The following is a 25206-nucleotide window of genomic DNA, read 5'->3' on the forward strand; positions in this document are numbered from 1 at the left end:
GTTACATTCCGAACCCGGAAGCTAAGCCCTCCAGCGCCGATGGTACTGCACTCGTGAGGGTGTGGGAGAGTAGGACGCCGCCGGACAATCTTCCAGTCGAGGGCCGCCCCATCCGGGTCGGCCCTCGACTGCGTAGCGCCATTGGTGGCGCAATCAGGAAGGATGTACCTGTGAGTTCAGGACCGCAGGGCGGAGATCGTCCCCGTCGTTACGAAGACCGTACTGACGGTGCGGGCGGACGCGACCGCGGCCCACGCCGCGACGACCAGGGCCGGCCCCCGTACCGGGGAGACCGCGACAGCGGAGGCGCCCGCGGCGGATACGCCGGCGGCCGCGACTCCGGCTCCCGTGGTGGTGACCGGGACAGCTCCCGCTCCAGCGCCCCCCGTGAGGGCGGTTACCGCGGCGGCGACCGCCGCGAGGGTGGTTTCCGTGGCGGTGACCGCGAGGGTGGTTTCCGTGGTGGTGACCGGGACGGTTCGCGTTCGGGCGACCGCCGTGAGGGTGGCTTCCGTGGCGGTGACCGGGACGGTTCGCGTTCGGGCGACCGCCGCGAGGGTGGTTTCCGTGGTGGCGACCGGGACGGTTCGCGTTCGGGCGACCGCCGTGAGGGTGGCTTCCGTGGCGGTGACCGCGACGGTTCGCGTTCGGGCGCTCCCCGCGAGGGTGGCTTCCGTGGCGGTGACCGCCGTGAGGGCGGTTACCAGGGTGGTGACCGCACCCGCTCCGGTCCGCCGCGCGAGGGTGGTTTCCGTGGTGGTGACCGGGACGGTTCGCGTTCGGGCGCTCCCCGTGAGGGTGGCTTCCGGGGTGGTGACCGCCGCGAGGGTGGCTTCCGCGGTGGTGACCGCGACGGTGGTTTCCGTGGTGGCGACCGCCGTGAGGGTGGTTTCCGCGGCGGTGACCGCGACGGTTCGCGGTCCAGCGCCCCGCGCGAAGGTGGTTTCCGCGGTGGTGACCGCCGTGAGGGTGGTTTCCGTGGCGGTGACCGCGATGGTTCGCGTTCGGGCGCTCCGCGTGAGGGTGGTTTCCGGGGCGGTGACCGCGACGGTGGTTTCCGTGGTGGCGACCGCGACGGTGGTTTCCGTGGTGGCGACCGCGACGGTGGTTTCCGTGGTGGTGACCGTCGCGAGGGTGGTTTCCGTGGCGGTGACCGCGATGGTTCGCGTTCGGGCGCTCCGCGTGAGGGTGGCTTCCGGGGCGGCGACCGCCGTGAGGGTGGTTTCCGTGGTGGTGACCGTCGCGAGGGTGGTTTCCAGGGTGGTGACCGCACCCGTTCCGGCCCGCCGCGTGAGGGTGGTTTCCGGAGTGGTGACCGTGAGGGCGGCTTCCGCGGTGGTGACCGTGAGGGTGGCTTCCGCGGTGGCGACCGCCGTGAGGGTGGTTTCCAGGGTGGTGACCGCACCCGTTCCGGCCCGCCGCGTGAGGGTGGCTTCCGCAGCGGCGACCGCGACGGCGGCTTCCGCGGTGGCGACCGCCGCGAGGGCGGTTTCCGTGGCGGTGACCGCGACGGTTCGCGTTCGGGCGCTCCGCGTGAGGGTGGTTTCCGCAGTGGTGACCGCGACGGCGGCTTCCGCGGTGGCGACCGCCGCGAGGGTGGTTTCCAGGGTGGCGGCGACCGCCGCGAAGGTGGTTTCCGCGGTGGCGACCGCCGCGAGGGTGGTTTCCAGGGTGGTGACCGCACCCGTTCCGGCCCGCCGCGTGAGGGTGGCTTCCGCAGCGGCGACCGCGACGGAGGCTTCCGCGGCGGCGACCGCCGTGAGGGTGGTTTCCGCGGCGGCGACCGCCGTGAGGGTGGTTTCCAGGGTGGTGACCGCACCCGTTCCGGCCCACCGCGTGAGGGTGGCTTCCGCGGCGGCGACCGCGAGGGCGGCTACCGGGGCGGAGAGCGTACCGGGGGTTTCCGGTCCGACGACCGTCCGCGTCGCGAGGGGGAGTTCCGTCGCGATGACCGCGCGACTGGCTCCGAGTCGGCCGAGGGCGGGCGTAGCTCGGCCCCGGCGCTGCCGGACGACATTCTCGCGACCGACCTCGACAAGGACGTCCGCGCTGAGCTGCTCTCGCTGAACAAGCCGGTCGCCGAGACGGTGGCCCGGCACCTGGTCGCCACTGGGCAGCTGATCGACGAGAACCCGGCCGAGGCGTTGGCGCACGCGCTGGCCGCCCGGCGGCTCGCGTCGCGCATCTCCGCTGTCCGTGAGGCGGTCGGTCTGGCCGCGTACCGGGCGGGAGAGTGGCAGTCGGCGATCGCCGAGCTGCGCACGTACCACCGGATGAGCGGACTGCAGAGCCACCTGGCCGTGCTCGCGGACTGCGAGCGGGCTCTCGGTCGGCCGGAGCGGGCCATTGACCTGTTCCGTGGCGCGGACCGGGAGAAGCTGGACCAGGCCGTGGCGATCGAATTGCTGATCGTCGCCGCGGGCGCGCGGGGAGACCTCGGGCAGAAGGACGCCGCGGTCGCGATGCTCCAGGTTCCGGACCTCACCAACGAGGCCACCGTGCCGTGGACGGCCCGACTGCGGTACGCGTACGCCGACGCGCTGCTCGCGGTGGGTCGGCGCGAGGAGGCCCGCGAGTGGTTCTCCCGGGCTGCCGACGTGGACACCGAGGGCGAGACCGACGCCGCCGAGCGGCTGCTCGAACTCGACGGCGTGGTCATCGAGGGTGACGAAGAGGACGAGGCCGCCGAGGAGATCGCCGCAGGTCCGGGTGCTCCCGGCGCGGTGCCGGCCCGACCCGACGCCGACCTGGCCGGCGACACCGACGAAGACGACGGCGACGGCGACGACGACGACGAAGAAGACGACGCCGATGAAGATGTCGACGACGACGACGACGACGACGAGGACTTCGACGACGACGAGGAGGACGACGCTGTCAGCCGCCCCGCTGACGACGAAGGCTTCGACGACGAGGACGAGGACCGTCACCCCACCGAGAGCGGCAACGCCGACGCGGCCACCACTGGCGACAGCGGCGTGACGGACCGGGACGCGGCGAACGGCGACGGGACCGTGCCGGCCCGCAACGACGAGTCGGGGTCGACGCAGCGGTGAGCGCGGGCGTGGGGGAGCGGCTGGTCGACGGGTACACCCTGGTCGTCTTCGATCTGGACGGCGTGATCTACCTGATCGACCGGCCGATCCCCGGCGCCGTCGACGCGGTGGCCCGGCTGCACGCCGAGGGACGGGCGGTGGCGTACGCCACCAACAACGCGTCGCGCCGGTCCAGCGAGGTCGCGGACCTGCTGACCGGGATGGGCGTGCCGGCCCGACCGGAGGAGGTCCTCACCTCCGCTGCCGCCTCGGCCGAGTTGCTGCGTGACCGGCTGCCCGCCGGCGCGTCGGTGCTGGTGGTCGGCGCGGAGGCGCTGCGCGCGGAGCTGCGCGCGGTCGGTCTGAACCCGGTCACCCAGGCCGATGAGAAGCCGGCGGCGGTGGTGCAGGGGTACGGCCCGCAGGTCGGTTGGGCCGAGCTGGCCGAAGCGTCGCTGGCGGTACGGGCGGGTGCGATCTGGATCGCCACCAACACCGATCGGACCCTGCCCAGTGGGCGGGGACCCTTGCCGGGCAACGGGTCGCTGGTCGCCGTGCTGCGTACCGCACTGGAGCGGGACCCCGACGTGGTGGTCGGCAAGCCGGAGCCGGCGCTGTTCGAGACCGCTGCCCGACGCAGTGGCGGTGGGCGGAGCCTGGTGGTGGGTGACCGGCTGGACACCGACATCGAGGGTGCCCGTCGGGCCGGGCTGGACAGCCTGCTCGTGCTCACCGGCGTGCACGGCGTACCGGAGTTGCTGGCCGCCGAGCCGCGGCGACGTCCCACGTACGTCGCGAACGACCTGGCGGGGCTCTTCGACCCGGCTGCCGCCGTGCGGGTGCCAGGCCCGGCGGACGCCGGCGGCTGGTCGGTGACCGACCGGAACGGCACGTTGGAGCTGGCCGGGGCCGGTCGGCCGTTGGACGCCCTCGCGGCGCTGTGCGCGGTGGCCTGGTCGGCGTCGGTGCCGGCGCTGCCGAAGGTCCGCCCGGTGGGCCCGGACGCGGCCCACGCGGTGGAGAGTTTCGGTCTGACCGCGGCGGCGTGAGCCGGGCGGTCGTCAGAGCAGCTTGCGCAGCTTGAGCAGGTCGAACGGATTGGCCTTGATCGACACCCGGCGGGAGGTCACCGCGTTGGTGACGTCCAGGTCGCCCCGGACCAGGGCGAGCAGGTCGTCGCTGGACGTGCTCAGCGCGATCTTGGCTTTGGGGTCGTCGCCGTCGGTCAGCTCGACCAGTCGGCCGCCGGTGATCCGGCCGTGGAACGCGGTGTCCAGGTCGGTGATCCGGCAGGCCAGCGTCCGGTCCAGGTCGATCCGTTCGCGCACGGTCTCGGCGTTGCGATCCAACCGGGCGGCCAGCTCCTGCAACGCCTGCCGGCACTCGTCCACGCTGGCCACATCTCCCCCTCGGTGATCGCCACGCCGTCCTCGGCACCGTACCGCACGGGTCGGTCGGAGGTGCCCGGTAGCGTGACACCTGCACACCCCGCCCCGTGGAAGGACTCAGGCATGCAGGACGCGTGGCGCGCCTACCTCGAGCTGGCCATGGGCCTTACGGAGGCGCCCCGGAAGAAGGCCCAGGACGTGGCACGCCGCCTCGTCGGCTCCGGCGGCGCGACGGCCGCCCAACTCCAGGCCCTCGGCGAGGAACTGGTCACCACCGGCGCCGCCAACCGGGAGGCGCTGACCAAGCTGGTCCGCTTCGAGGTCGACCGGGCCCTCGGCGCGGTCGGTCTGGCCACCGCCGACGAGGTGGCCGAGTTGACCCGGCGGGTGCACGACCTGGAGCGGCAGCTGCGGGAGGCGCGGTCCACCGAGCCGGCCGAAGCGCCGGCGGCCGGCCCCGCGCCACAACCTGACCCGACCGTCGCCGCGAAGCCCGGCACGGGTCTCGTGCCGTCCGACGCCCCGGCCGGTGCCCCGGTCTCCGCGCCGGTGGCGAAGAAGGCCGTCGCGAAGAAGGCGGTCGCCAAGAAGGCCATCGCCAAGAAGCCGCCGGCGACGATCAGCCGGACGGCCGACGAGGACGTTCCGACGCCGGCGGTGATGCCCGCCAAGAAGGCGGCGATTCGCAGGCAGCGGCCGGACGACGCCGAATGACCCGGCCCGGACCGCCCGCCGGCGGGTCGTTCCCGGCCCGGCCCGGCCCGCCGGCCGGCGGGGGGTTCCCGGCCCGTCCGGGCCCGCCGGTGGGTGCCCGCCCCGGCCCGCCGCCGGATCTCGGGGACGACGAGGCCCGGCATCCGGCGGTGGACGCCGCCGTGCGGGCCATCGCCAACGCGGCGACGCTCGCTCCCGCCGACCAGATCGCCCAGTACGAGGCGGCCTACGAGACGCTGCGGGAAACCCTCGCCACCATCGACCAGACCTGAGCGGGACGACCAGGCCTGAGCAGACCGGAGAACCACCCATGGCACGTCGTAACCGGCTGGACGCCGAACTCGTCCGCCGCGGTCTGGCCCGCTCCCGTGAGCAGGCCGCCGCGTTGGTGGAGGCCGGCCGGGTCCAACTGCGGGGGGTGGTCGCCCGCAAGGCGGCCGCGATGGTCGACCCCGCCGACCCGCTCCTGGTCACCGGTGCGGACCCGGCTGAGGAGTACGTCTCCCGAGGCGGGCACAAGCTCGCCGGCGCGCTGGCCGCGTTCGCCCCCGGTGGGCTGCACGTGGCCGGGCGGCGTTGCCTGGACGCGGGAGCGTCGACCGGTGGGTTCACCGACGTGCTGCTGCGCGCAGACGCGGCCGAGGTGGTGGCCGTGGACGTGGGCTACGGGCAGCTCGCCTGGCCGCTGCGGACGAACGAGCGGGTCCGCGTCCTGGAGCGCACGAATGTCCGTACCCTCGATGCTGACGCGATCGGCGGCCAGGTCGATCTGACGGTGGCGGACCTGTCGTTCATCTCGTTGCGACTGGTGTTGCCGGCGTTGGCCGGCTGCACCCGCGACGACGGTGACCTGGCGCTGATGGTCAAGCCGCAGTTCGAGGTCGGCAAGGAGCGGGTCGGCGCCGGCGGTGTGGTCCGTGATCCGGCGCTGCGCGCCGAGGCGGTGCTGGACGTGGCGGCGGCGGCGGCTCGGCTCGGCCTCGGGCTGGCCGACGTGGCGGCCAGCCCGCTACCGGGACCCAGCGGCAATGTGGAGTTCTTCGTATGGTTGCGCCGGGGCGCAGCGGCGGCCGACCCGGAGCGGGTGCGGGCCGTGGTGGCGGCCGGGCCGGACGGCTCGACGACGGCCGGCGAGGTGCCGGACGTGGCGACGGAGGAGGTCGCAGGGTGAACGCGCGCAGTGAGGGTGCCGCAACGGGCCGGGCGGTGACCCGCGGCCGTGCCGAGGTGTCGGCGCCGGTGCGACGCGGCCCGGTTCGGCGTGGGCGGGCGGCCCGATGAGCCGGACCGCGCTGCTGGTGACGCACACCGGCCGTCGGCGTAGCACGGAGCACGCCCGGTCGGTCGCCGCCGATCTGATCGACGCCGGTTTCGAGGTACGGGTGGTCGCCGACGAGGCCGAGGACCTCGACCTGCCCGGGGTGGTGCCGGTCGGTGGCCCGCAGGCCGCCGAGGGCGCCGAGATCGTCTTCGCGCTCGGTGGGGATGGCACCTTCCTGCGCGCGGCCGAGTTGGCCCGACCCGCGAAGGCGCCGCTGCTCGGCATCAACCTCGGCAAGGTGGGCTTCCTGGCGGAGGCGGAGATCGACGACCTGGACACCGCGGTGCGGGACGTCGTCGGTCGCAACTACACGGTCGACGAGCGGCTGACCCTGGACGTCACGGCCGAGTTCGACGGTGGGCCGACCATCGAGTCCTGGGCGCTCAACGAGATCAGCATCGAGAAGGGCGAGCGGGCCCAGATGCTGGAGTTGCTCGTCGACGTGGACGGCCGGCCGCTGTCGCGCTACGGCTGCGACGGTGTCGTCTGCGCCACCCCCACCGGTTCCACGGCGTACGCGTTCTCCGGTGGCGGTCCGGTGGTCTGGCCGGAGGTGGAGGCGTTGCTGCTGGTGCCGATCAGCGCGCACGCGTTGTTCAGTCGCCCGCTGGTGACGGCCCCGACGTCGACGTTCGTGATCACCGTCGACCCGTTCACGACCCTCGCCGTGCTCTCCTGCGACGGGCGGCGCGTCTACGACCTGCCGCCCGGCGCGCGGGTGACGGTGCGCCGGGGTGCCCTGCCGGTACGCATCGTGCGGCTGCGCCCCCGCCCGTTCACCGACCGGCTGGTGGCGAAGTTCGGTCTGCCCGTGCACGGTTGGCGTGGCAGCCGCCGGTGACGGTGGCGCACACGGTCGGTGGATGTCCGTTGTCCACCTGACGACATGTCGCCGCTGCGGCGGCGGGCGACTAGTGACCTGGTGACACGCTCCGACGCAGACTCCGATCGGCCCTCATCTACGGATGGGGGGCCTGGAGGAGTAGAGGAGCCCATCGCATGCACTGGTCCCCACGCTGGCTCGCCGTCGGCGCGGTCGGCGCGTTGGTGGTCGGCGTCGCCGCACCGGCGTCCGCCGACCCGCCCGCCCGGCCCACCGGCCCGACGTCGGGCACGCCCGCCCAGCACGCACCCGTCCGCATCACTCTGATCACCGGCGACCAGGTCGACCTGGTGCAGGCGGCACCCGGTCGGGTCGCCGCCACCGTCCACCCCGGCCCGGGGCGCGACCGGATCGCCTTCCAGACTGTCGAGGTCGACGGCGGGTTGCGGGTGCTGCCCAGCGACGTCATGCCGTACCTCGCCGCGGGGGTGCTCGACCCCGACCTGTTCGACGTGCAGGAGTTGGCGGCCGACGGGTACGGCGATGCCGCGCAGGGCGCGTTGCCGCTGATCGTCCGCTATCAGGAGCCGGCCGCCGGGCGGGTCCGGCCGCTGGCCGGCGCGACCGACGCGCGTGCGCTGGAGAGCATCAACGGTGCCGCGTTGCGGGTCGGCAAGGGTGACCTGGGTGGCCTGTGGACGTCGCTGCGCGGGGCGCCCGGGCAGCGGGTGACGGCCGGATCGCCGGCCCGGCTCGGGGCCGGTGTCGCGCGGATCTGGCTGGACGGGAAGGTCCGCCCGACGCTGGAGCACAGTGTGCCGCAGATCGGCGCTCCGATCGCCTGGGCCGCCGGCCGCGACGGTGCCGGTGTGAAGGTGGCGGTGCTCGACACCGGCGTCGACGCCACCCACCCGGACCTGGCCGGTCGGGTCGCCGAGGCGCAGGACTTCTCCGGCAGCGGCAGCGCCCGCGACGGGCACGGCCACGGCACCCACGTGGCCGCCACCATCGCCGGCAGCGGGGCGGCGTCCGACGGGTTGCGCAAGGGCGTGGCCCCGGGTGCGCGGTTGCTGGTCGGCAAGGTGCTCGACGACGGTGGGTCCGGCTACAGCTCGTCGATCATCGCGGGCATGGAGTGGGCCGCCCACTCCGGCGCGAAGGTGGTCAGCATGAGCCTCGGTGGGGACCCGACCGACGGCACCGACCCGATGAGCCAGGCGGTGAACGACCTGACCGCCGAGACCGGCGCGCTGTTCGTGGTCGCCGCCGGCAACTCGGGTGCCGCGCGGACCGTCGGTGCGCCCGGCGCGGCGGCGGCGGCGCTGACCGTCGGCGCGGTGGACCGTGCCGACGAGCTGGCGGAGTTCTCCAGCCGGGGTCCGCGCCTCGGTGACAACGGCCTGAAGCCCGAGATCACCGCGCCGGGCGTGGGCATCGTCGCCGCCCGGGCCGCCGGCACCGCCATGGGTACGCCGGTGGACGACGCGTACACGACCGCGTCCGGCACCTCGATGGCCACTCCGCACGTGGCCGGGGCGGCGGCGATCCTCGCCCAGGAACACCCCGACTGGTCCGCTGCGGCGCTCAAGGACGCGCTGGTCAGCACCACGAAGGCGAACCCGGCGTTGACGGTCTTCGAGCAGGGCGCCGGTCGGGTCGACGTGGCCCGCGCGCTCGGCCAGCGGGTGTACTCCTCCGGCACCGCGGACTTCGGCCGGCTGAGCACCGGTGGCGTGGCGGTGGAGCGGGCGGTGACGTACACCAACGGCGGCACGGCCCCGCAGACCCTGCGGTTGGCCCTGGAGCTGCGCAACCTGGACACCCGTGCGGCCGAGACCGACGGGGTCACGGTCGGTGGCGTCGAGGTGACGGTGCCGGCCGGCGGCAGCGTCGCCGTGCCGCTGCGGGCGGACCCGGCGAAGCTGGACCGGGGTGTGCACAGCGGGTGGCTGGTGGCGACCGGCGCGGACGGTGTCGCGGTACGCACCGCTGTGGCGCTCACCCTCAGCGGCCCGCTGCACACCGTGACCGTGCGGGCGCTGGACATGCAGGGTCAGCCGGGTCTCGCCTCGGTGCTCACCCTCTTCGGTGAGCAGCCCGAATCCGACTGGCTCGGGTGGGTCGGCGGCGAGGTGCGACTGCAGGTCGAGGAGGGCCCCTACCTGGTTCAGGCGTTGATCGAGCACGGTGCTCCGCTGGACGAGCAGATGACCCTGGTCACCGACCCGGAGCTGCTCGTCGATCGGGACGTCACGGTGGTGCTCGACCCGCGCAAGGGCACCCCGGTGCGGATCGAGACGCCGAAGCCCTCCGAGCAGCGCTCGACGATCAGTTTTTACGAGCACCGGGTCTTCGGCAACGGCCGGCAGGTCGACCACGGTGTGATGACCTTCAGCACCATCCAGCAGGTCAACGTCACCCCGACCCGTGCGGTACGCGAGGGCGAGTTCGAGTTCGCGTCGCGGTGGCAGTTGGTCGCGCCGATGGTGGACGCGACGATCAGCGGGGTGTCCGGTCCGTTGGACATCAACCTGATGGGCTACTCGCCGGCGACGGCCGAGCGGCGCAAGCTGCCGCTGGTCTGGGCCGGCACCGGCACCCCCGCCGAGTTGACCCGGGTACGCGGCGCGGCGGCGCTGCTCACCAGCTCTCCGGACGCCTCGGAGGAGGAGCAGATCGCCGCGGCGGCTGCCGCCGGCGCGAAGGTAGCGCTGATCGTCCGACCGGCCGACCAGAGCGCGTGGACGTCGTGGACCCCGTTGGGTGACCGGCTGCCGATCCCGTCGATGGCGGTGGCGTACGACGACGGGCAGAAGGTCATCGCGGCGGTCCGGAAGCGTCACACGACGCTGGACCTGACGTTGACGGTGGAGAGTCCGTACCTGTACGACGTGTGGCAGGTCTCGAAGAACCGGGTCCCGGAGCGGATTCTGCACACGGTCACCGACCGCAACACCGCCGAGGTGACCAGCCACTACGGGAACGTCGGCGGGGACTGGGCCAGCGAGCAGCGGTTCGGGTGGCGTCCGTGGCAGGACACCTCCTGGAACGACAACCAGCGGCTGGTCCGTACCGGCACCACCCGACGGGAGTTCGTCAGCTCCGGCGACAACTGGTGGCAGCAACGGGTGCTCCACAAGCTCATGTTCATGCAGGGCGGGCAGCTGACCGGTGGTCTGACCCGGCAGCCGCGGCGTTACGCCGCCGACGACCGGGTGACCGAGACCTGGCACGCGCCGGTGCTCCGCCCGGCCGTGCCGGCCCGCGGTGCGCCGGTGCCCACCCGCACCGGTGACAACCTGGACGTGCGGGTGCCCGAGTTCGTCGACGCCGAGGGGCACTACAGCGTGGCCGGCGAGAGTGAGGAGTCGGACACCGTCACGGCGCGGGTCAGCCGCAACGGGCAGCAGATCGCGGACCTCTCCGAGGGGTGGGCGTCGGTGCCCACGACCGCCGGGGCCGCCCGGTACCGCCTGGACGTGAGCACCCGGCGGTCCTCGGTCGAGTGGCGTTACGGCACGCGGACCGACACGGCCTGGGAGTTCACCTCGGCCCGACCGGCGGGTGATGCCGCCACGCCGTTGTCGCTGCTCCAGGTGGACTACCGGGTGCCGGCGGACCTGCGCGGCACGGTCCGCGGCAACCGGCCGCACCAGCTCGGACTGACCCTGCGGCAGCCGGCCGGGGCGCCGGCGCCGACCGGCGCCAGCGTCCGGGTGCAGGTCTCCTTCGACGGGGGCGTCACCTGGCGCAACGCGCCGACCACGGGGTCGGGCACCCGGTACACCGCTACCGTGCCGGCGGGGCGCGGAACGGTGTCGCTGCGGGTGCGTGCCGCCGACCGGGCCGGCAACACCGTCGACCAGACGGTGCTGCAGGCGTACGGGCTGCGGTGACCGGGCGGGGCGGGGCGGCCCGGCCGTCCCGCCCCCGCTGGTCGAGGGTCCGCCGGCGGTCGACGGCGGGCCCTCAACGCGTCAGAGCCAGCCGCGTCGGGCCACCTGGAATGCCAGCCCGGGTCGGGTGTCCACGCCGGCGGCGGCCATCAGGTCGGCGATGCGCCGTTGCACGGTCCGCCGGCTCACCCCGAGCTGGGAGGCGATGGACTTGTCCGGTACGCCCGCCACGAACAGCGACAGCAGCCGGGCCTCGTCCGCGTCGGGTTGGTAACCGTCGCCCGGCTGGTCCGCGGGCTCCGGTCGCCGCGGCTCGGGGGCCGCGACGGCGAGGGGATCGTCGAGGCGCAGCCGGGTGGCGACCCGCCAGTGGCTCTCGAAGAGGGCGAGCAGCGCGTCGAGCAGCTGACTGCGGCCGATCACGGCGGCGCTCGGTTCGCCGCCGTCGCGGTCGGGCACCAACGGGCAGATGGCGGTGCGGGCGTCCACGATGGCCAGTCGGACCGGCAGCCGGTCCAGGACGCGGGCCTGTTCCCCGGCGGCGACCCCCTTGGCCAGGTCGGCCAACGCGCCCGGTTCCAGCAGCAGGTCACGTTCGTAGATGGCCCGGTAGCTCACCCCACGGGCCAGCGCGTCGAACTCCTCGACGTTCTCCGGGCCGGCCATGGCGAGGGGATTGGCGCGGCAGAACCAGAGCACCTCGGTACGCGCGGAGTTCTGCAGGTCGCGCAGACGGTCCCGAAGGACCCGGGCGCCGGTGATCACCTCGACCAGGTGGTCGACGTGGTGGCGGCGCAGCCCGGAGCGGTACTCCTCGGCCAGTTGGGTGACCAGTCGGCGGGCCGACTCCAGGTCCTCCTGGCGCCGCAGCAGCGTCGCGCCGAGGGCGACGTCCGGGGCGGTGGGTCGCAGCGGGGCGTCCGGGTCGGTGTCGCTGCGCTGCACGAGGCCCTTGGCGCGCAGCGCCTCGACCTGGGCGGCGACCTGTTCCCGGGGTCGGTGCAGGCGGCTGGCCAACTCGTCGATGCGGGCGGTGGTGAGCTGGAGCAGGCAGCGGTAGAGCTCCTCCTCAGCCGAGGTCAGGCCGATCACGTCCAACACGGGGCAGAACTGTACGTCGGCCGGGTGAGGGACCGACCCGGGCCCGTCGGCTGGTCAAGTGTCGGGCCTCGCGTCTACTGTCGGTGGCTGTGCTGGAAGAGCTGCGCATCACCGGGCTGGGCGTCATCGAGGACACCACGCTGCCGTTGACCGGCGGCATGAACGTCATCACCGGCGAGACCGGTGCGGGTAAGACGATGGTGGTCACCGGCCTCGGCCTGCTGTTCGGCGGCCGGGCCGACGCCGGCCGGGTCCGCGCCCAACCCGGTCGTGCGGTGGTGGAGGGGCGGCTGCGGCTGCACGGGCGGGTCGGCGACGCCGTGCACGCGCGGATCGTCGAGGCCGGCGGGGAGCCGGACGAGGACGGCTCGGTGCTGTTGAGCCGCACGGTGACGGTGGAGGGGCGCTCACGGGCCCACGTCGGTGGCCGGAGCATGCCGGTGTCGATGCTCGGTGAGGTCGGCGAGCAGGCGGTGGCCGTGCACGGCCAGTCCGACCAGTTGCGGTTGCTGCGCCCGGCGGAGCAGCGGGCCGCACTCGACCGGTTCGCCGGCCCGGCGCACGAGAAGCTGCTCGACGCGCTGCGCGAGGCGTACACGGGGTGGCGTCGGGTCGTCGACGACCTGGCTGACCGTCGGCGCAACGCCCGCGAGCGCAACCAGGAGGCCGACCTGCTGCGGTTGGGCCTCGACGAGATCACCCGGGTCGATCCGCAGCCCGGTGAGGACGACGAGCTGAAGACCGAGGCGCAGCGGCTGGAACACGCCGAGGGCCTGCGGACGGCCGCGCAGATCGCCCAGCAGTGTGTGGCCGGTGGCGTGGAGGCCGCCGAGGAGGCCCCGGACGCGGCGGCGTTGCTCGGCACCGCCCGGCGGACCCTGGAGGCGCAGTCCGGCACCGATCCGGCGCTCGGTGAGCTGGCGGCCCGCCTGGAGGAGGCGGCCACCCTGGTCACCGACGTGTCCGCGGAGCTGTCGGCGTACCTGGCGACGCTGGACGCGGACCCGGCCCGGTTGCAGCACGTCTACGAGCGGCGGGCGGCGCTGCGCGCGTTGACCCGCAAGTACGCCGACGACGTCGACGGGGTGATCGCCTGGGCTGATCGGGCGCGCGGCCGACTGTCCGACCTGGACATGTCCGACGATGTGCTCGACGAGTTGGAGCGGGAGGGGCAGCGGCTCGCCGTGGAGGTGGCCGACCTGGCCGGGCGGGTGTCGACCTCCCGGCAGGAGGCGGCGGTCCGCTTCGCCGACCAGGTCACTGTCGAGTTGGCCGGGTTGGCCATGCCGCACGCGCGGATCGAGGTGGCGGTGCTGCCCCGCCCGGCCGGGCGTGCCGAGCCGACGCTCGCGGTCAACGGTGTCGAGGTGGGTGTCGGGCCGGACGGCGGTGACGAGGTGGAGCTGCGGTTGCTGGCGCACCCCGGTGCGCCGTCGTTGCCGTTGCAGCGCGGCGCGTCCGGTGGTGAGTTGTCCCGGGTGATGCTGGCCATCGAGGTGGTGTTCGCCGGCTCCGGTGGCCCGCCCACGTTGGTCTTCGACGAGGTCGACGCGGGCGTCGGCGGGCAGGCGGCGGTGGAGATCGGCCGTCGGCTGGCGCGATTGGCCCGCAGTCACCAGGTGCTGGTGGTCACGCACCTGCCACAGGTGGCCGCGTTCGCCGACCGGCACCTGGTGGTGGCGAAGGACACCGGCGGTGCGGTGACGACCAGCGGGGTGCGTGCGGTGGAGGACACCGAGCGGGCGCGGGAGTTGGCGCGCATGCTGGCGGGTTTGCCCGATTCGGATCTGGGTATCGCTCATGCCGAGGAGCTTCTGGCAGTGGCCGCCAAGGAAAGGCGGTTGTGACGCCGCGTATTGTGAGCGCAAGCACACCGGCTTGTGCCGGTGTGTGCTTCCCTGGGTAGGCGGCCCTGCTCAGGCATGTCGCGACAGAAAAGCCTGCCTCACATGCCAGGATGGTCACGATGCGTCTACCCACGTTGCGCCGGAACCGGAACGCCGAACCCGGCAGAGTCCTCGGCACCGCGCGCCTCGATCGCCGGACGAAACGCCTGGTCGGTCGGCTGCGCCCCGGTGACATCGCGGTCATCGACCATGTCGACCTGGACCGGGTGGCGGCGGACTCGCTCGTCGCCGTCGGGGTCGCGGCGGTGCTCAACGCCAAGCCGTCGGTCTCCGGCCGTTATCCGAACCTCGGCCCGGAGGTGCTGATCGCCGCCGGCATTCCGCTCCTGGACGACCTGGGGGAGGGTGTCTTCGAGCGTATCCGCGAGGGCGATCAGGTGCGCATCGAGGGCAACACGGTCTTCGCCGGCGAGGAGCCGGTGGCCCACGGCAGCCTTCAGGACGCCGAGTCGGTCGGTAAGGCGATGGCGGACGCCCGGGAGGGTCTGTCGGTGCAGTTGGAGGCGTTCGCCGCCAACACGATGGACTACCTGCGTCAGGAACGCGACCTGCTGCTCGATGGTGTCGGGGTGCCGGACATCGAGACCCAGATGCAGGGTCGGCACTGCCTGATCGTGGTGCGCGGCTACGACTACAAGGCCGACCTGGACGTGCTGCGCCCGTACATCCGGGAGTTCAAGCCGGTGCTGATCGGCGTCGACGGTGGTGCGGACGCGCTGGTCGAGGCCGGCTACACCCCCGACATGATCATCGGGGACATGGATTCGGTCACCGACGACGTGCTGCGCTGCGGCGCCGAGGTGATCGTGCACGCCTACCCGGACGGGCGCGCGCCGGGCCTGCCCCGGGTCAACGGTCTCGGTGTGCCGGCCATCACATTTCCGGCCGCGGCGACCAGCGAGGACCTGGCCATGCTGCTGGCCGACGAGAAGGGCGCGTCGCTGCTGGTGGCGGTCGGCACCCACGCCACCCTCGTCGAGTTCCTCGACAAGGGTCGCGGCGGGATGGCCTCGACGTTCCTGACCCGGCTGAAGGTGGGCGGCAAGCTGGTCGACGCCAAGGGCGTGAGCCGGCTCTACCGGCAGAGCATCTCCGGCTCGTCGCTGCTGCTGCTGGTGCTGTCGGCGATCGCGGCGATGGCGTCCGCGGTGGCCGTATCGACAGTCGGGAAGGCGTACCTGGGCGTGGTCGCCGAGTGGTGGGACAATTTCGTGTTCCAGCTGTACCGGCTCTTCTAGTTCCCGACCGATCAAGAGGCTGCAAGCGTGATCAACTTCCGCTACCACGTGGTGTCCCTCACCGCGGTCTTCCTGGCTCTGGCGATCGGTCTGGTGGTCGGCACAGCCGCCCTCAACGGCCCGGTCGCCGACTCGCTCGAGGGGCAGGTCACCGGGCTCCGCAAGGACAACCAGCACTGGCGTCAGACGGTCAGCAACATGGAGAAGCAACTCGCGCTGGAAGAGGAATTCGCCGAGGAATCCGCTCAGCTCCTCCTGCCCGGCACCCTCACCGGGCGTCGCGTCGTGGTGCTCAGCCTGCCCAACGGGCGCGACCACACCGAGGGCGTGCTCAAGAAGCTCCAGCTCGGCGGGGCCACCATCACCGGCCAGGTCGACCTGCAGGACAAGTTCATCAACCCGGACAACAACTCCAACCTGTTGGAGTTGGCCGTCACCGCCGCCCGCCCGACCGCGCAGACCACCGGCCTGCCGGGCAACGGGCACGGCGTGGAGACCTCCAGCGCGTTGCTCGCCAGCGTCCTGCTGGACCGGCCGCAGGGCGTCACACCGGTCAGCGACGCCGACCGGCGGGCCGTGCTCGCCGCCTACAACAACGCCGGTTACCTGACCACCGACAGCAACAAGGTCACCGCCTCGGCGGAGGCCGTCGTCGTGATCAGCGGCCAGCCGTACGTCGACAAGGACTCCGACAAGCGGGACGAGTCGGTGGTCAACGTCGCGGAGCAGTTCGACCGCACCGGTTCGATCGTGGTGGCCGGCAACGGTTCCGTCGGCGGCAACCTGGTCGGCGTGGTGCGCGGCGACCCGGTGCTCGCCCAGACCATCTCCACGGTCGACAACGCCAACACCGTGCAGGGCCAGGTGGTCACCAGCCTCGCCCTGGTGCAGCAACTCGTCGAGAAGAAAGCCGGGCAGTACGGCGTCGGCGACAACGCCGCATCCGGCCTGTTGCCTAAACTGCCCCAGTGAGCGAACGACGTACCCCCGTGTCCGGATCCGACCAGGTGACGCGTGACCGCGCCGGTGAGGTGGCGGCGTGAGCGCCCTGGGTCGGCTGTTGATCGCCGGCGCGGGCGCCGCGGCGGCCCGCTACGCGCTGCGTGAGGCGCGCACCTCGCCGGCCGGGCCCGCGTTGGACCGCACCAACTTCCGGGGCCGCACGGTGAGCCTGGCCGCCGGGCCGGCGCTCGCCGCCGGCGCTGCGGCCGCCGGCGCGTTCGGTGCCACCGGCGGCGCCGCCGGTGGGGCCGCCCTGGTCGCCGGTCTCGGCGCGGGCGGTGTCGGCCTGTACGACGACGTGGTCGGCGCGCGGCCGGAGCAGAAGGCGGCCAAGGGTTTCGCCGGGCACCTCGCCGCGCTGCGCGAGGGGCGGGTCACCGCCGGTCTGGTCAAGGTCGTCGGGGTGGGCGCGGCCGGGCTGGGGGCCGCCGCGCTGCTGGCCGCCGACTCCCGGGTGGCCGCGCATCCGCGCCGGCAGCGCCACGGTGCGGTCGGCCGGGGCGTCGACGTGCTGCTCGGCGCGGGTGTGATCGCCGGCACGGCCAACCTGCTCAACCTGCTCGACCTGCGGCCGGGCCGGGCGATCAAGTCCGGTCTGTTGCTGGCCGCGCCGCTGACCGGCGGCCCGCAGGGCGGTATCGCTGCGGGTGCGGCCGGTGCCGCCGCCGGTCTGCTCCGTGACGACCTGGCCGAGGACGTGATGCTGGGCGACAGTGGCGCGAACGCGCTCGGGGCGGTGCTCGGCGTCGCGCTCGCCGCCCGGACCGGCCCGCTCGGCCGGGCCGGTCTGCTCGCCGTCCTGGCCGGGCTAACCGCGGCCAGCGAGAAGGTCAGCTTCACCGCGGTGATCCAGCGGACCCCGGGGCTGCGTGAGCTCGACGCACTGGGCCGACGCGCCGACTGACGTGAGCAGACCGGCACCCCTCGCCGGCGCCGGCCGGCTGGCCGGGGCAGCCGCGCTCATCGCCGTCCTCACCGTGGCCAGCCGTCTCGCCGGCTTCGGTCGTACCGCCGTGTTCACCTGGAGCCTGGCGCCCACCGACCTCGGTGGCACCTACGTGGTGGCCAACGCGGTGCCGAACTTCATCTTCGAGATCGTCGCCGGGGGAGCGTTGGCCAGCCTCGTCGTGCCGCTGCTGGCCGGTGCGGTCGCGGCGGGCGACCGGACGGCCGTGGCCCGGACGACCGGCGCGTTGCTGACCTGGACGCTGGCCCTGCTGGTCCCGCTCGCGCTGCTGGTGGTGCTGCTGGCGGGCCCGGTGGTCGAGTCGTTGGGTCATCACCTGACCACCGCCCAGCAGGACAGCGGTGTGCGGATGCTGCGGGTCTTCGCGCCGCAGCTGCCGCTGTACGGGGTGGGCATCGTGCTCACCGGGGTGCTCCAGGCGCACCGCCGTTTCGCCTGGCCGGTGCTCGCCCCGTTGCTGTCCAGCCTCACCGTCATCCTGGTGTACCTGGGCTTCACCGTCACGCAGGGCCGGTACGCCACGGTCGGCGGGGTGAGCGCCGGCGGTGAGCTGCTGTTGTCCGGCGGTACCACCCTCGGGGTGGTGGTGCTGTCGTTGTCGTTGCTGATCCCGGTCCGCCGGTTGCGTCTCGGGCTGCGGTTCGGCTTCGGGTTTCCCGCCGACGCGCGGGCGAGGGTCGGTGGGTTGGCGGTGGCCGGCGCGGTCACCGTCACCGCCCAGCAGATCGCGCTGATCGTCAGCCTGAACCAGGTCACCGCGGGGGCGCGGAGCAACCCGGGTGTCTACAACCTGGCGCAGACGGTCTACCTGTTGCCGTGGGCGGTGCTGGCGGTGCCGTTGGCCATCGCCGCCTACCCGACGCTGGCGGCGGCGCGGGCCGCCGGGGACGAGCGCACCTACCGCGCGACCCTGGCGCCGGCCGTGCGTGGTGTGCTCCTGTTCTCCTGCCTCGGCACGGCCGCGTTGGTCGGGACCGCCGGGCCGGTGGGGCACTTCTTCTTCCCGGCGGAGACCGCGTCGACGGCTGCCGCCGCGATCATCGGGTACGCCCCCGGTCTGGTCGGGTACGGCCTCTTCGCGGTGCTCACCCGGGCGCTCTACGCGCGGGGTGAGACCCGGGCGGCGACGCTCGCCACGGCGGTCGGTTTCCTGGTGGTGCCGGCCGTGGTGCTGTTGCTCGGCGCGGTGCTGCCGCTGCGGGACCGGGTGCTCGCGGTGACGTCCGCAAATTCGGTGGGGATGCTGGTGCTGGGTGCGCTGCTGCTCGTGGCGGTGCGGCGCAGCGCCGGCCGCGCCGCGCTCGCGGGAGCGGCACGGGCCGCGGCGGGCGGTGGTCTGGCCGGTGTGCTCGCCGGGTTCGCCGGGTTGGGCCTCAGCCGTTGGCTCGATCAGTTGGACGGCGGCACCCCGACGACGGCGGTGGCGTTCGGTCAGGGCATGCTGTCCGGGGTTCTGGTTGGGGTTGTGTTCCTCGCCGTGGTCTGGTTCGTCGACCGGCGGGACGTGCAGCCGCTGCTCGCCGGGGTGCTGCGGCGTCTGGGCCGGCGGGGGCCGTCCGGCGGTGCGCCGACTCCGGGCGCGGGCTCCGCGCAGCGGGGCGACGGGAAGGAGACGGCGACGCGATGACTGAGCCAGCTCTGCCTGCCGGTTGGTCGGGCACCGTCGCGTTGGTGCTCGCGTCCAGCACCGGCGGGGTCGGCCAGCACGTCCGTTCGGTGGCCCGTGGCCTCGTCGCGGGTGGCGCCACCGTGCTGGTCTGCGGGCCCGCCGCGACCGAGGAGCAGTTCGACTTCACCGGTGTCGGTGCCCGGTTCGCGGCGGTGGAGATCCCGGCCAGTCCGACTCCGGCCGACGGGCTGGCGGTGCTCGCGCTGCGTCGGGCGCTCGCCGCGGCGACCGTCGATGTGGTGCACGCGCACGGCCTGCGGGCCGGGTTGGTCGCCGTGCTGGCCCGTCCGGCTGTCCCGTTGATCGTCACCTGGCACAACGCGGTGCTCGCGGGGGGTCTGCGGGGCGGGGTGTCCCGGCTCGTCGAGCGGGTGGTCGCCCGGGGTGTGCGGGTGGCGCTCGGTGCGTCCGAGGACCTGGTGCGGCGGGCCGCCGAGGTGGGTGCCGCCGACGCCCGGCTCGCCCCGGTCGCCGCGCCGACGTTGCCCGCGCCGCGTCGTCGCCCGGCGGCGGTACGCGCCGAGTTCGGCGTCCGCCCGGACCAGCCGTTGATCGTCTCGGTCGGTCGGTTGCACCCGCAGAAGCGCTACGACGTGCTGATCGACGCGGCGGCCCGCTGGCGTACGCGTACCCCGCCGCCGGTCGTGGTGATCGCGGGCAGCGGGCCGGCGTATCTGCCGCTCGCGGCGCGGACCTCCGCCGCCCGTGCCCCGGTGACCCTGCTGGGGCACCGCACCGACGTGGCGGACCTGCTGGCCGGCGCGGACCTGGCGGTGGTGAGCAGCGACTGGGAGGCGCGGCAACTGTTCGCCCAGGAGGCGTTGCGCGCCGGTGTGCCGCTGGTGGCCACCGCTGTCGGCGGGCTCCCGGATCTGGTCGGCGACGCGGCCACGCTGGTTCCCGCCGGTGACGTGGACGCCCTCGACGCGGCGGTACGCGCCTTGCTGGACGACCCGGCGGCGCGGGCGGAGTTGAGCCGGCGCGGCGCCGAACGGGCGGCGACGTGGCCGACCGAGGTGGACACTGTCGCCACGTTGGCCGCCCTCTACGCCGAGGTGACCGGGAACCCGGGCGGTCCGGCGACCGCCCCGGGCTCCGACGCCCCGAGAACGGGACACCGGTGATGGTGCGCCGAATCGCCCCCGCCCTGTTGACAGTGCTCGTGGTGGCGCTGGGTGTCACCGCGCTCGCCGCCCGCCCGCCGCAGGGCGCCCCGCAACGCACCGCCGATTTCGTGGTGCTCGCCGGGATCGCCGGGCTGCGTTGGGACGACGTGGATCCGCAGCGCACCCCGACGCTGTGGCGGATGGCCCAGGACGGCTCGATCGGGTCCCTGTCGGTGCGGTCCGCGCACCGGCCCACCTGCCCGGTCGACGGCTGGCTGACCCTGGGCGCGGGTAGCTTCGCCGCGTGGAACGGCAGCCGGTCGGTCGACGGTTGCCCGTCGGCGGCGGTGACGGTGGAGCAGCCCGACGGCATCGGCGCGAACCTGCCCGACCAGGAGAGCGTGGTCCAGTACAACCAGCAGCGGTTGCCGTGGGGCGCCCTGCCCGGCTCGTTGTCGGAGTCGGTGCGGTGTTCCGTGGCCGTGGGTCCGGGCGCGGCCGTGGCCGCGGCCCGACCGTTCGGCCGCGTCGACCGGTACGCCTCGGGGTTGCCGGCCGACCCGCGGCCGCTGCTCGGCTCGTGTGTGCTGAGCATCGTCGACCTCGGCACGGTGAAGGGGGCCGACCCGGCGACCCGCGCCGAGGAGGCCCGCGCGGCGGACGCCGAGCTGGCCCGGGTGCTGGCGGCGCGACCCCCGCGGTCGTTGGTGCTGGTGGCGGGGATCTCCGACACGGCCCAGCCGGCGCGGCTGCACGTGGCGGTCGCCGACGGGCCGGGCTGGGAGCGGGGGTGGCTCACCTCGGCCAGCACCGGCCGGGACGGGTACCTGCAACTTGTCGACCTCGCGCCGACGGCTCTTGCCGCGTTGGGCCGGCCCATGCCGGAGCGGCTGTTCCTCGGTCGTCCGGCGCTGAGCACCGGCGGGCGTCCCGCCGATCTGACCGAGGCGATCAACGCGCCGGCGAACGCGGACCGGGAGGCGGCCGCGCAGCGTTCCGTCTCCGGGGCGTTCTTCGCGTTGCTGGCCGGGGTGCAGGTGCTGCTGGCCATCGCGATCCTGCCGCTGCTGCGCCGGGCCCGCCCGCACGCCGGTCCGGCCGGTCCGACGCCGGTCTCCGGGCGGATCGTGGCGGTGATGGAGCTGCTGCTGGTCGCCGTGGCGTTGACGGTGCCGGCGGCGCTGCTGGCGGACGCGGTGCCGTGGTGGCGCGGTGAGCACCCGGGGTGGATCTTCGCCGGGGTGACCGCGTTGCTGGTGGCCGCCGGCACCGCGGCGGTGCGGTTCGCACCCGGGTACGCGAAGACCCTCGGGCCGCTGGGAGCGGTGGCCGGCCTCACCACGCTCGTGGTTGGGTTGGACGTGCTGACCGGGGCCCGCCTGCAGCTCAACGGTGTGGTCGGCTATTCCGCGTTGCAGGGCGGCCGGTACGCCGGGCTGAGCATCGTGGGGCTGGGGGTGTTCCTCGCCGGTGCGCTGGTCACCGGCGGCTGGTTCGCCCAGCGGGTGCACCGGAGCTGGCGGCCGGCGGTGATGGTGGCGGTGGGTGGCCTCGCCGTGGTGGTGGTCGGCAGCCCGTATCTGGGCGCCGACCCGGTCGGCGCGATCGCGCTCACCGCCGGGGTGAGCGTCGCCGCCGTGATCAGCGCCGGCGGCTGGTTGACGATCAGCCGGCTGGCCTGGGCCACCATGGCCGCGCTGGCGGTCGGTATCGGGTTCGCGGTGGTGGACCTGCGGCGTCCGGCCGCGGAGCGGGGCAGCCTGGGCCGGTTCCTGTCCGCGCTCGGTGACGGCACCGGCGGGTTCGCCGTGCACCGCTCCAGCACGGAGAATTTCGAGACATTGGTCAACAGCCCGCTGACGGTGCTGGCGCTGACCGCCGGGTTGCTGGTGTGGTTCGCCCTGTTGCAGCCGTGGGGTGGGCTGATGCGGCTGTTCGGCATCTACCCGGCGGTCCGGGCGGCGCTGGCCGGCACCGTGGTCGCGGCGGTGCTCGGTGGTGTGCTCGACGGTGCGGCCCTGGACGTGATGGGTGCTGCCGCCGCCCTGGTGGTGCCGATGGCGGCCCTGGCGTCGCTGCGGGTGCTCGGGCACGCCGCGGACCGGACCCGCCCGGTGGCGGCCCGCTCCCGGGCAAACGGCGCCGACGACGACTCGGGGTCCGGCGGGGTCGGCCCGACCGGTGGCGGTGACGGTCCGACCGGCGGCGGGGGGCCGGTGGGTGCGGTGCATCCCGGTCCGGTCGCCGGCCCGCCGCCGGGCGCACCGGCGACCGTCATCCAACCGGTGTCGGACCCTGCGGGCGAGCGCCGGGGGGACGACGACGAGCCGGCCGAGTCGACGGCGGGCGGGTCGACGCCGGATGCGGCGGCGGCGGCGCCCGTGCCGCCCCGGCAGGTCTCCCGGTCATCGACGGAGGTTGCCGCGTCCTGAGCGCCGGGCCTCGTCCGGATGGCCCGGAGGTGTCGTGGCCGGGGTGCGGCCTGCGGGTACCCGCCCGGGAGGTGTTACCGTCGAATCCCGTGGATCGCGTGATCACTTTGCTGATCAAGCACGGCGGTCTGCATGACCGCGACAGACGACACGGGAGCAGGCCTTGGCCCCATCAGCACGGACGACCAGGCACATTTTCGTCACCGGGGGCGTCGCCTCCTCGCTGGGTAAGGGCCTCACCGCCTCCAGCCTCGGCAACCTGCTGACCGCGCGCGGGTTGCGTGTGGTGATGCAGAAGCTCGACCCCTACCTGAACGTCGACCCGGGGACGATGAACCCGTTCCAGCACGGTGAGGTGTTCGTCACCGAGGACGGCGCCGAGACCGACCTCGACGTCGGGCACTACGAGCGGTTCCTCGACCGGGCGTTGTCGGGTAAGGCGAACGTCACCACCGGTCAGATCTACTCCGACGTGATCGCCAAGGAGCGGCGCGGCGAGTACCTGGGCGACACCGTCCAGGTCATCCCGCACATCACCAACGAGATCAAGTCGCGGATCCTGGCGATGGCCGACCCGGACGAGGACGGCCAGCTGCCCGACGTGGTGATCACCGAGGTCGGTGGCACGGTCGGCGACATCGAGTCGCTGCCGTTTCTGGAGGCGATCCGTCAGGTCCGCCACGACCTGGGCCGCGACAACTGCTTCTACCTGCACGTCTCGCTGGTGCCGTACCTGGCGCCGTCGGGGGAGCTGAAGACCAAGCCGACGCAGCACTCGGTGGCGCAGCTGCGCAACATCGGTATCCAGCCGGACGCGATCGTGCTCCGCTGCGACCGGGAGATCCCGGTGAAGCTCAAGGAGAAGCTGTCGCTCTACTGCGACGTGGACGCCGAGGCGGTCGTCGCCGCCCCGGACGCCCCGAGCATCTACGACATTCCGAAGGTGCTGCACCGGGAGGGGCTCGACGCGTACGTGGTGCGCCGGCTCGGCCTGTCCTTCCGGGACGTGGACTGGGCCAGCTGGGACGACCTGCTGGAGCGGGTGCACCGGCCCCGGCACACCGTCACCGTCGCCGTGGTCGGCAAGTACGTCGACCTGCCCGACGCGTACCTGTCGGTGAGTGAGGCGATCCGGGCGGCGGGCTTCGGCCACCGGGCCCGGGTGCAGCTCACGTGGGTGCCCAGCGACGAGTGCGTCACCCCGGCCGGCGCCGCCGCGGCGTTGGCCGGCGTGGACGGCATCCTCATCCCGGGTGGCTTCGGCGTGCGCGGCATCGAGGGCAAGATCGGCACCGCCCGGTACGCCCGGGAGGCCGGCATCCCGCTGCTCGGCCTCTGCCTCGGCCTGCAGTGCATGACGATCGAGGTGGCCCGGCACCTGGCCGACCTGGACGGCGCGAACTCGTTGGAGTTCGACGAGCAGGCGGCCCACCCGGTCATCGCGACGATGGCCGATCAGGAGGACATCGTCGCCGGTCGGGGTGACCTGGGCGGCACGATGCGGCTGGGCGCGTACCCGGCGACGTTGACCGAGGGCTCGATCGTCGCCGAGGCGTACGGCAGCACCGAGATCAGCGAGCGGCACCGGCACCGCTACGAGGTGAACAACGCCTACCGGGACGCGCTGACCAAGGCGGGTCTGCACTTCTCCGGCACGTCGCCGGACGGCCGGCTGGTCGAGTTCATCGAACTGGACCGGAGCCTGCACCCGTTCTTCGTGGCGACCCAGGCGCACCCCGAGTTGAAGAGCCGCCCGACCCGCCCGCACCCGCTGTTCGCCTCGTTCGTCAAGGCCGCGGTGACGTACTCGCAGGCCGACCAGTTGCCGGTCGACCTGGACGCGACAGCGGAGGCCCCGACGACGCGCAAGGCCGCCCGCAACGGTGCCGCGACGAAGGCGTCGTCGTCCTCGTGAGCGATCGCAGCGAGCGAACCAGCAGACTCAGTGGGGTGCCGCACGCCGTCGTCGGGCGCAGCGGGGCGACGGCGTGAGCAACCTGGAGCACCGCTACGAGGTGCGTTCCCGGCAGGAGCGGTACCGGGGGCGGATCTTCGACGTGGTCACCGAGGAGGTGACCATGCCGGGCGGTGGGACCGGGCTGCGTGACCTCGTCCGGCACGTCGGGGCGGTGGCCGTGGTGGCGCTCGACGACGCCGGCCAGGTGGTGCTGATCCGGCAGTACCGGCACCCGGTCGGGCGGCACCTGTGGGAGCTGCCGGCCGGTCTGATGGATGTCTCCGGCGAGGAGTTGCCGGTGGCCGCGCTGCGGGAGCTGGCCGAGGAGGCCGACCTCACCGCCGGGCGGGTCGACGTGCTGGTGGACCTGCACAGCTCGCCGGGGTTCACCAACGAGATCGTCCGGGTGTTCCTGGCCCGTGACCTCGCCGACGTGCCGGCCGACGAGCGGCACGAGCGCCACGACGAGGAGGCCGACCTTCAGGTCGTGCGGATCGACCTGGACGAGGCGGTCGCCATGGTCGTGGCCGGTGAGATCACCAACGCGTCCGCGGTGGCCGGCCTGCTGGCCGCGGCCCGCGCCCGGGACACCGGTTTCGCGTCTCTGCGTCGGGCGGACGCGCCGCTGCCGCGCTGAGCGTCGCCGCCGG

19 protein-coding genes and 1 rRNA gene are annotated in these 25206 nt (G+C 73.8%); 17 read left to right on the forward strand and 3 right to left on the reverse strand.

Features of this window, described 5'->3' with window-relative positions; genetic code table 11:
• Positions 1–86: ribosomal RNA gene (gene rrf / locus ACZ6NZ_RS23250) — 5S ribosomal RNA — on the forward strand; the annotation flags it as partial.
• A 90-nt stretch (positions 87–176) separates the two neighbouring features.
• On the opposite strand, the gene ACZ6NZ_RS23255 is transcribed toward rrf, so the two are convergent.
• Positions 177–2099, reverse strand: coding sequence for a hypothetical protein (locus tag ACZ6NZ_RS23255; RefSeq protein WP_465860135.1), 1923 nt, complete (start codon positions 2097–2099; stop codon positions 177–179).
• On the opposite strand from ACZ6NZ_RS23255, the gene ACZ6NZ_RS23260 reads away from it, so the two are divergent.
• Positions 2088–3056, forward strand: a complete 969-nt coding sequence (locus ACZ6NZ_RS23260; protein WP_465860136.1) for a tetratricopeptide repeat protein — start codon at positions 2088–2090, stop codon at positions 3054–3056. The genes ACZ6NZ_RS23255 and ACZ6NZ_RS23260 overlap by 12 nt on opposite strands.
• Entirely contained in the window at positions 3053–4084 is a 1032-nt protein-coding gene (locus ACZ6NZ_RS23265) for an HAD-IIA family hydrolase (RefSeq protein WP_465860137.1), read from the forward strand. Before ACZ6NZ_RS23260 ends, ACZ6NZ_RS23265 begins: the two co-directional genes overlap by 4 nt.
• A 12-nt stretch (positions 4085–4096) precedes the next feature.
• Here the strand turns inward: ACZ6NZ_RS23265 and ACZ6NZ_RS23270 are convergent, their stop codons facing one another.
• Positions 4097–4435 (reverse strand): SCP2 sterol-binding domain-containing protein, encoded by a 339-nt coding sequence (locus ACZ6NZ_RS23270; RefSeq protein ID WP_030334914.1) that lies wholly within the window; start codon positions 4433–4435, stop codon positions 4097–4099.
• Positions 4436–4546: 111 nt separating this feature from the next.
• On the opposite strand from ACZ6NZ_RS23270, the gene ACZ6NZ_RS23275 reads away from it, so the two are divergent.
• The 5 genes from ACZ6NZ_RS23275 to ACZ6NZ_RS23295 all read left to right on the forward strand — a co-directional run bounded on the left by ACZ6NZ_RS23275 (position 4547) and on the right by ACZ6NZ_RS23295 (position 11177).
• Positions 4547–5137: a phasin family protein gene (locus ACZ6NZ_RS23275; RefSeq protein ID WP_465860138.1), complete on the forward strand. Its 591-nt coding sequence runs from the start codon at positions 4547–4549 to the stop codon at positions 5135–5137.
• The gene (locus tag ACZ6NZ_RS23280) at positions 5134–5409 is read left to right on the forward strand and encodes a hypothetical protein (RefSeq protein ID WP_366609837.1); all 276 of its coding nucleotides are present in this window, start codon (positions 5134–5136) and stop codon (positions 5407–5409) included. Before ACZ6NZ_RS23275 ends, ACZ6NZ_RS23280 begins: the two co-directional genes overlap by 4 nt.
• A 38-nt stretch (positions 5410–5447) precedes the next feature.
• Positions 5448–6308 (forward strand): TlyA family RNA methyltransferase, encoded by an 861-nt coding sequence (locus ACZ6NZ_RS23285; protein WP_465860139.1) that lies wholly within the window; start codon positions 5448–5450, stop codon positions 6306–6308.
• A gap of 106 nt (positions 6309–6414) precedes the next feature.
• Entirely contained in the window at positions 6415–7299 is an 885-nt protein-coding gene (locus ACZ6NZ_RS23290; RefSeq protein WP_357206865.1) for an NAD kinase, read from the forward strand.
• Positions 7300–7457: 158 nt separating this feature from the next.
• Positions 7458–11177 carry a S8 family serine peptidase gene (locus ACZ6NZ_RS23295; protein WP_465860141.1) on the forward strand — a complete coding sequence of 1240 codons (3720 nt, stop codon included), beginning with the start codon at positions 7458–7460 and terminating at the stop codon, positions 11175–11177.
• 81 nt (positions 11178–11258) lie between these two features.
• On the opposite strand, the gene ACZ6NZ_RS23300 is transcribed toward ACZ6NZ_RS23295, so the two are convergent.
• The gene (locus ACZ6NZ_RS23300) at positions 11259–12278 is read right to left on the reverse strand and encodes a helix-turn-helix domain-containing protein (RefSeq protein WP_465860142.1); all 1020 of its coding nucleotides are present in this window, start codon (positions 12276–12278) and stop codon (positions 11259–11261) included.
• Positions 12279–12367: 89 nt separating this feature from the next.
• Between ACZ6NZ_RS23300 and recN the strand changes: the two genes are divergently transcribed.
• From recN to ACZ6NZ_RS23345, 9 genes are all read left to right on the forward strand, one after another.
• Positions 12368–14125, forward strand: coding sequence for a DNA repair protein RecN (recN, locus tag ACZ6NZ_RS23305; RefSeq protein WP_465860486.1), 1758 nt, complete (start codon positions 12368–12370; stop codon positions 14123–14125).
• 119 nt (positions 14126–14244) lie between these two features.
• Positions 14245–15423, forward strand: a complete 1179-nt coding sequence (gene steA, locus ACZ6NZ_RS23310; RefSeq protein WP_357235155.1) for a putative cytokinetic ring protein SteA — start codon at positions 14245–14247, stop codon at positions 15421–15423.
• Between the two features lie 27 nt (positions 15424–15450).
• Complete coding sequence (locus ACZ6NZ_RS23315; protein ID WP_366609831.1) at positions 15451–16395, forward strand: copper transporter; 945 nt, start codon at positions 15451–15453, stop codon at positions 16393–16395.
• Between the two features lie 67 nt (positions 16396–16462).
• A complete protein-coding gene (locus ACZ6NZ_RS23320) occupies positions 16463–17329 on the forward strand; it encodes a hypothetical protein (protein ID WP_366609829.1) in 867 nt (288 codons plus the stop codon).
• Between the two features lies 1 nt (position 17330).
• Positions 17331–19019, forward strand: a complete 1689-nt coding sequence (gene murJ / locus ACZ6NZ_RS23325; protein WP_465860143.1) for a murein biosynthesis integral membrane protein MurJ — start codon at positions 17331–17333, stop codon at positions 19017–19019.
• Complete coding sequence (locus ACZ6NZ_RS23330; protein ID WP_465860144.1) at positions 19016–20185, forward strand: glycosyltransferase family 4 protein; 1170 nt, start codon at positions 19016–19018, stop codon at positions 20183–20185. Before murJ ends, ACZ6NZ_RS23330 begins: the two co-directional genes overlap by 4 nt.
• Positions 20185–22599 (forward strand): hypothetical protein, encoded by a 2415-nt coding sequence (locus ACZ6NZ_RS23335; RefSeq protein ID WP_465860145.1) that lies wholly within the window; start codon positions 20185–20187, stop codon positions 22597–22599. The genes ACZ6NZ_RS23330 and ACZ6NZ_RS23335 overlap by 1 nt, the downstream gene beginning before the upstream one ends.
• Before the next feature lie 163 nt (positions 22600–22762).
• The gene (locus tag ACZ6NZ_RS23340) at positions 22763–24514 is read left to right on the forward strand and encodes a CTP synthase (protein ID WP_465860146.1); all 1752 of its coding nucleotides are present in this window, start codon (positions 22763–22765) and stop codon (positions 24512–24514) included.
• Between the two features lie 73 nt (positions 24515–24587).
• Positions 24588–25193, forward strand: coding sequence for an NUDIX hydrolase (locus tag ACZ6NZ_RS23345; protein ID WP_366609824.1), 606 nt, complete (start codon positions 24588–24590; stop codon positions 25191–25193).
• Positions 25194–25206 lie beyond the last annotated feature (13 nt).

It is taken from the genome of Micromonospora sp. NPDC047756, from assembly GCF_055587245.1.

Bases quoted from the DNA above. Each gene is read 5' to 3' on its own strand.
- ACZ6NZ_RS23275 (WP_465860138.1), top strand. From the start codon at position 4,547: ATGCAGGACGCGTGGCGCGCCTACCTCGAGCTGGCCATGGGCCTTACG.
- ACZ6NZ_RS23280 (WP_366609837.1), top strand. From the start codon at position 5,134: ATGACCCGGCCCGGACCGCCCGCCGGCGGGTCGTTCCCGGCCCGGCCC.
- ACZ6NZ_RS23285 (WP_465860139.1), top strand. From the start codon at position 5,448: ATGGCACGTCGTAACCGGCTGGACGCCGAACTCGTCCGCCGCGGTCTG.
- ACZ6NZ_RS23290 (WP_357206865.1), top strand. From the start codon at position 6,415: ATGAGCCGGACCGCGCTGCTGGTGACGCACACCGGCCGTCGGCGTAGC.
- ACZ6NZ_RS23295 (WP_465860141.1), top strand. From the start codon at position 7,458: ATGCACTGGTCCCCACGCTGGCTCGCCGTCGGCGCGGTCGGCGCGTTG.
- steA (WP_357235155.1), top strand. From the start codon at position 14,245: ATGCGTCTACCCACGTTGCGCCGGAACCGGAACGCCGAACCCGGCAGA.
- ACZ6NZ_RS23330 (WP_465860144.1), top strand. From the start codon at position 19,016: ATGACTGAGCCAGCTCTGCCTGCCGGTTGGTCGGGCACCGTCGCGTTG.
- ACZ6NZ_RS23335 (WP_465860145.1), top strand. From the start codon at position 20,185: ATGGTGCGCCGAATCGCCCCCGCCCTGTTGACAGTGCTCGTGGTGGCG.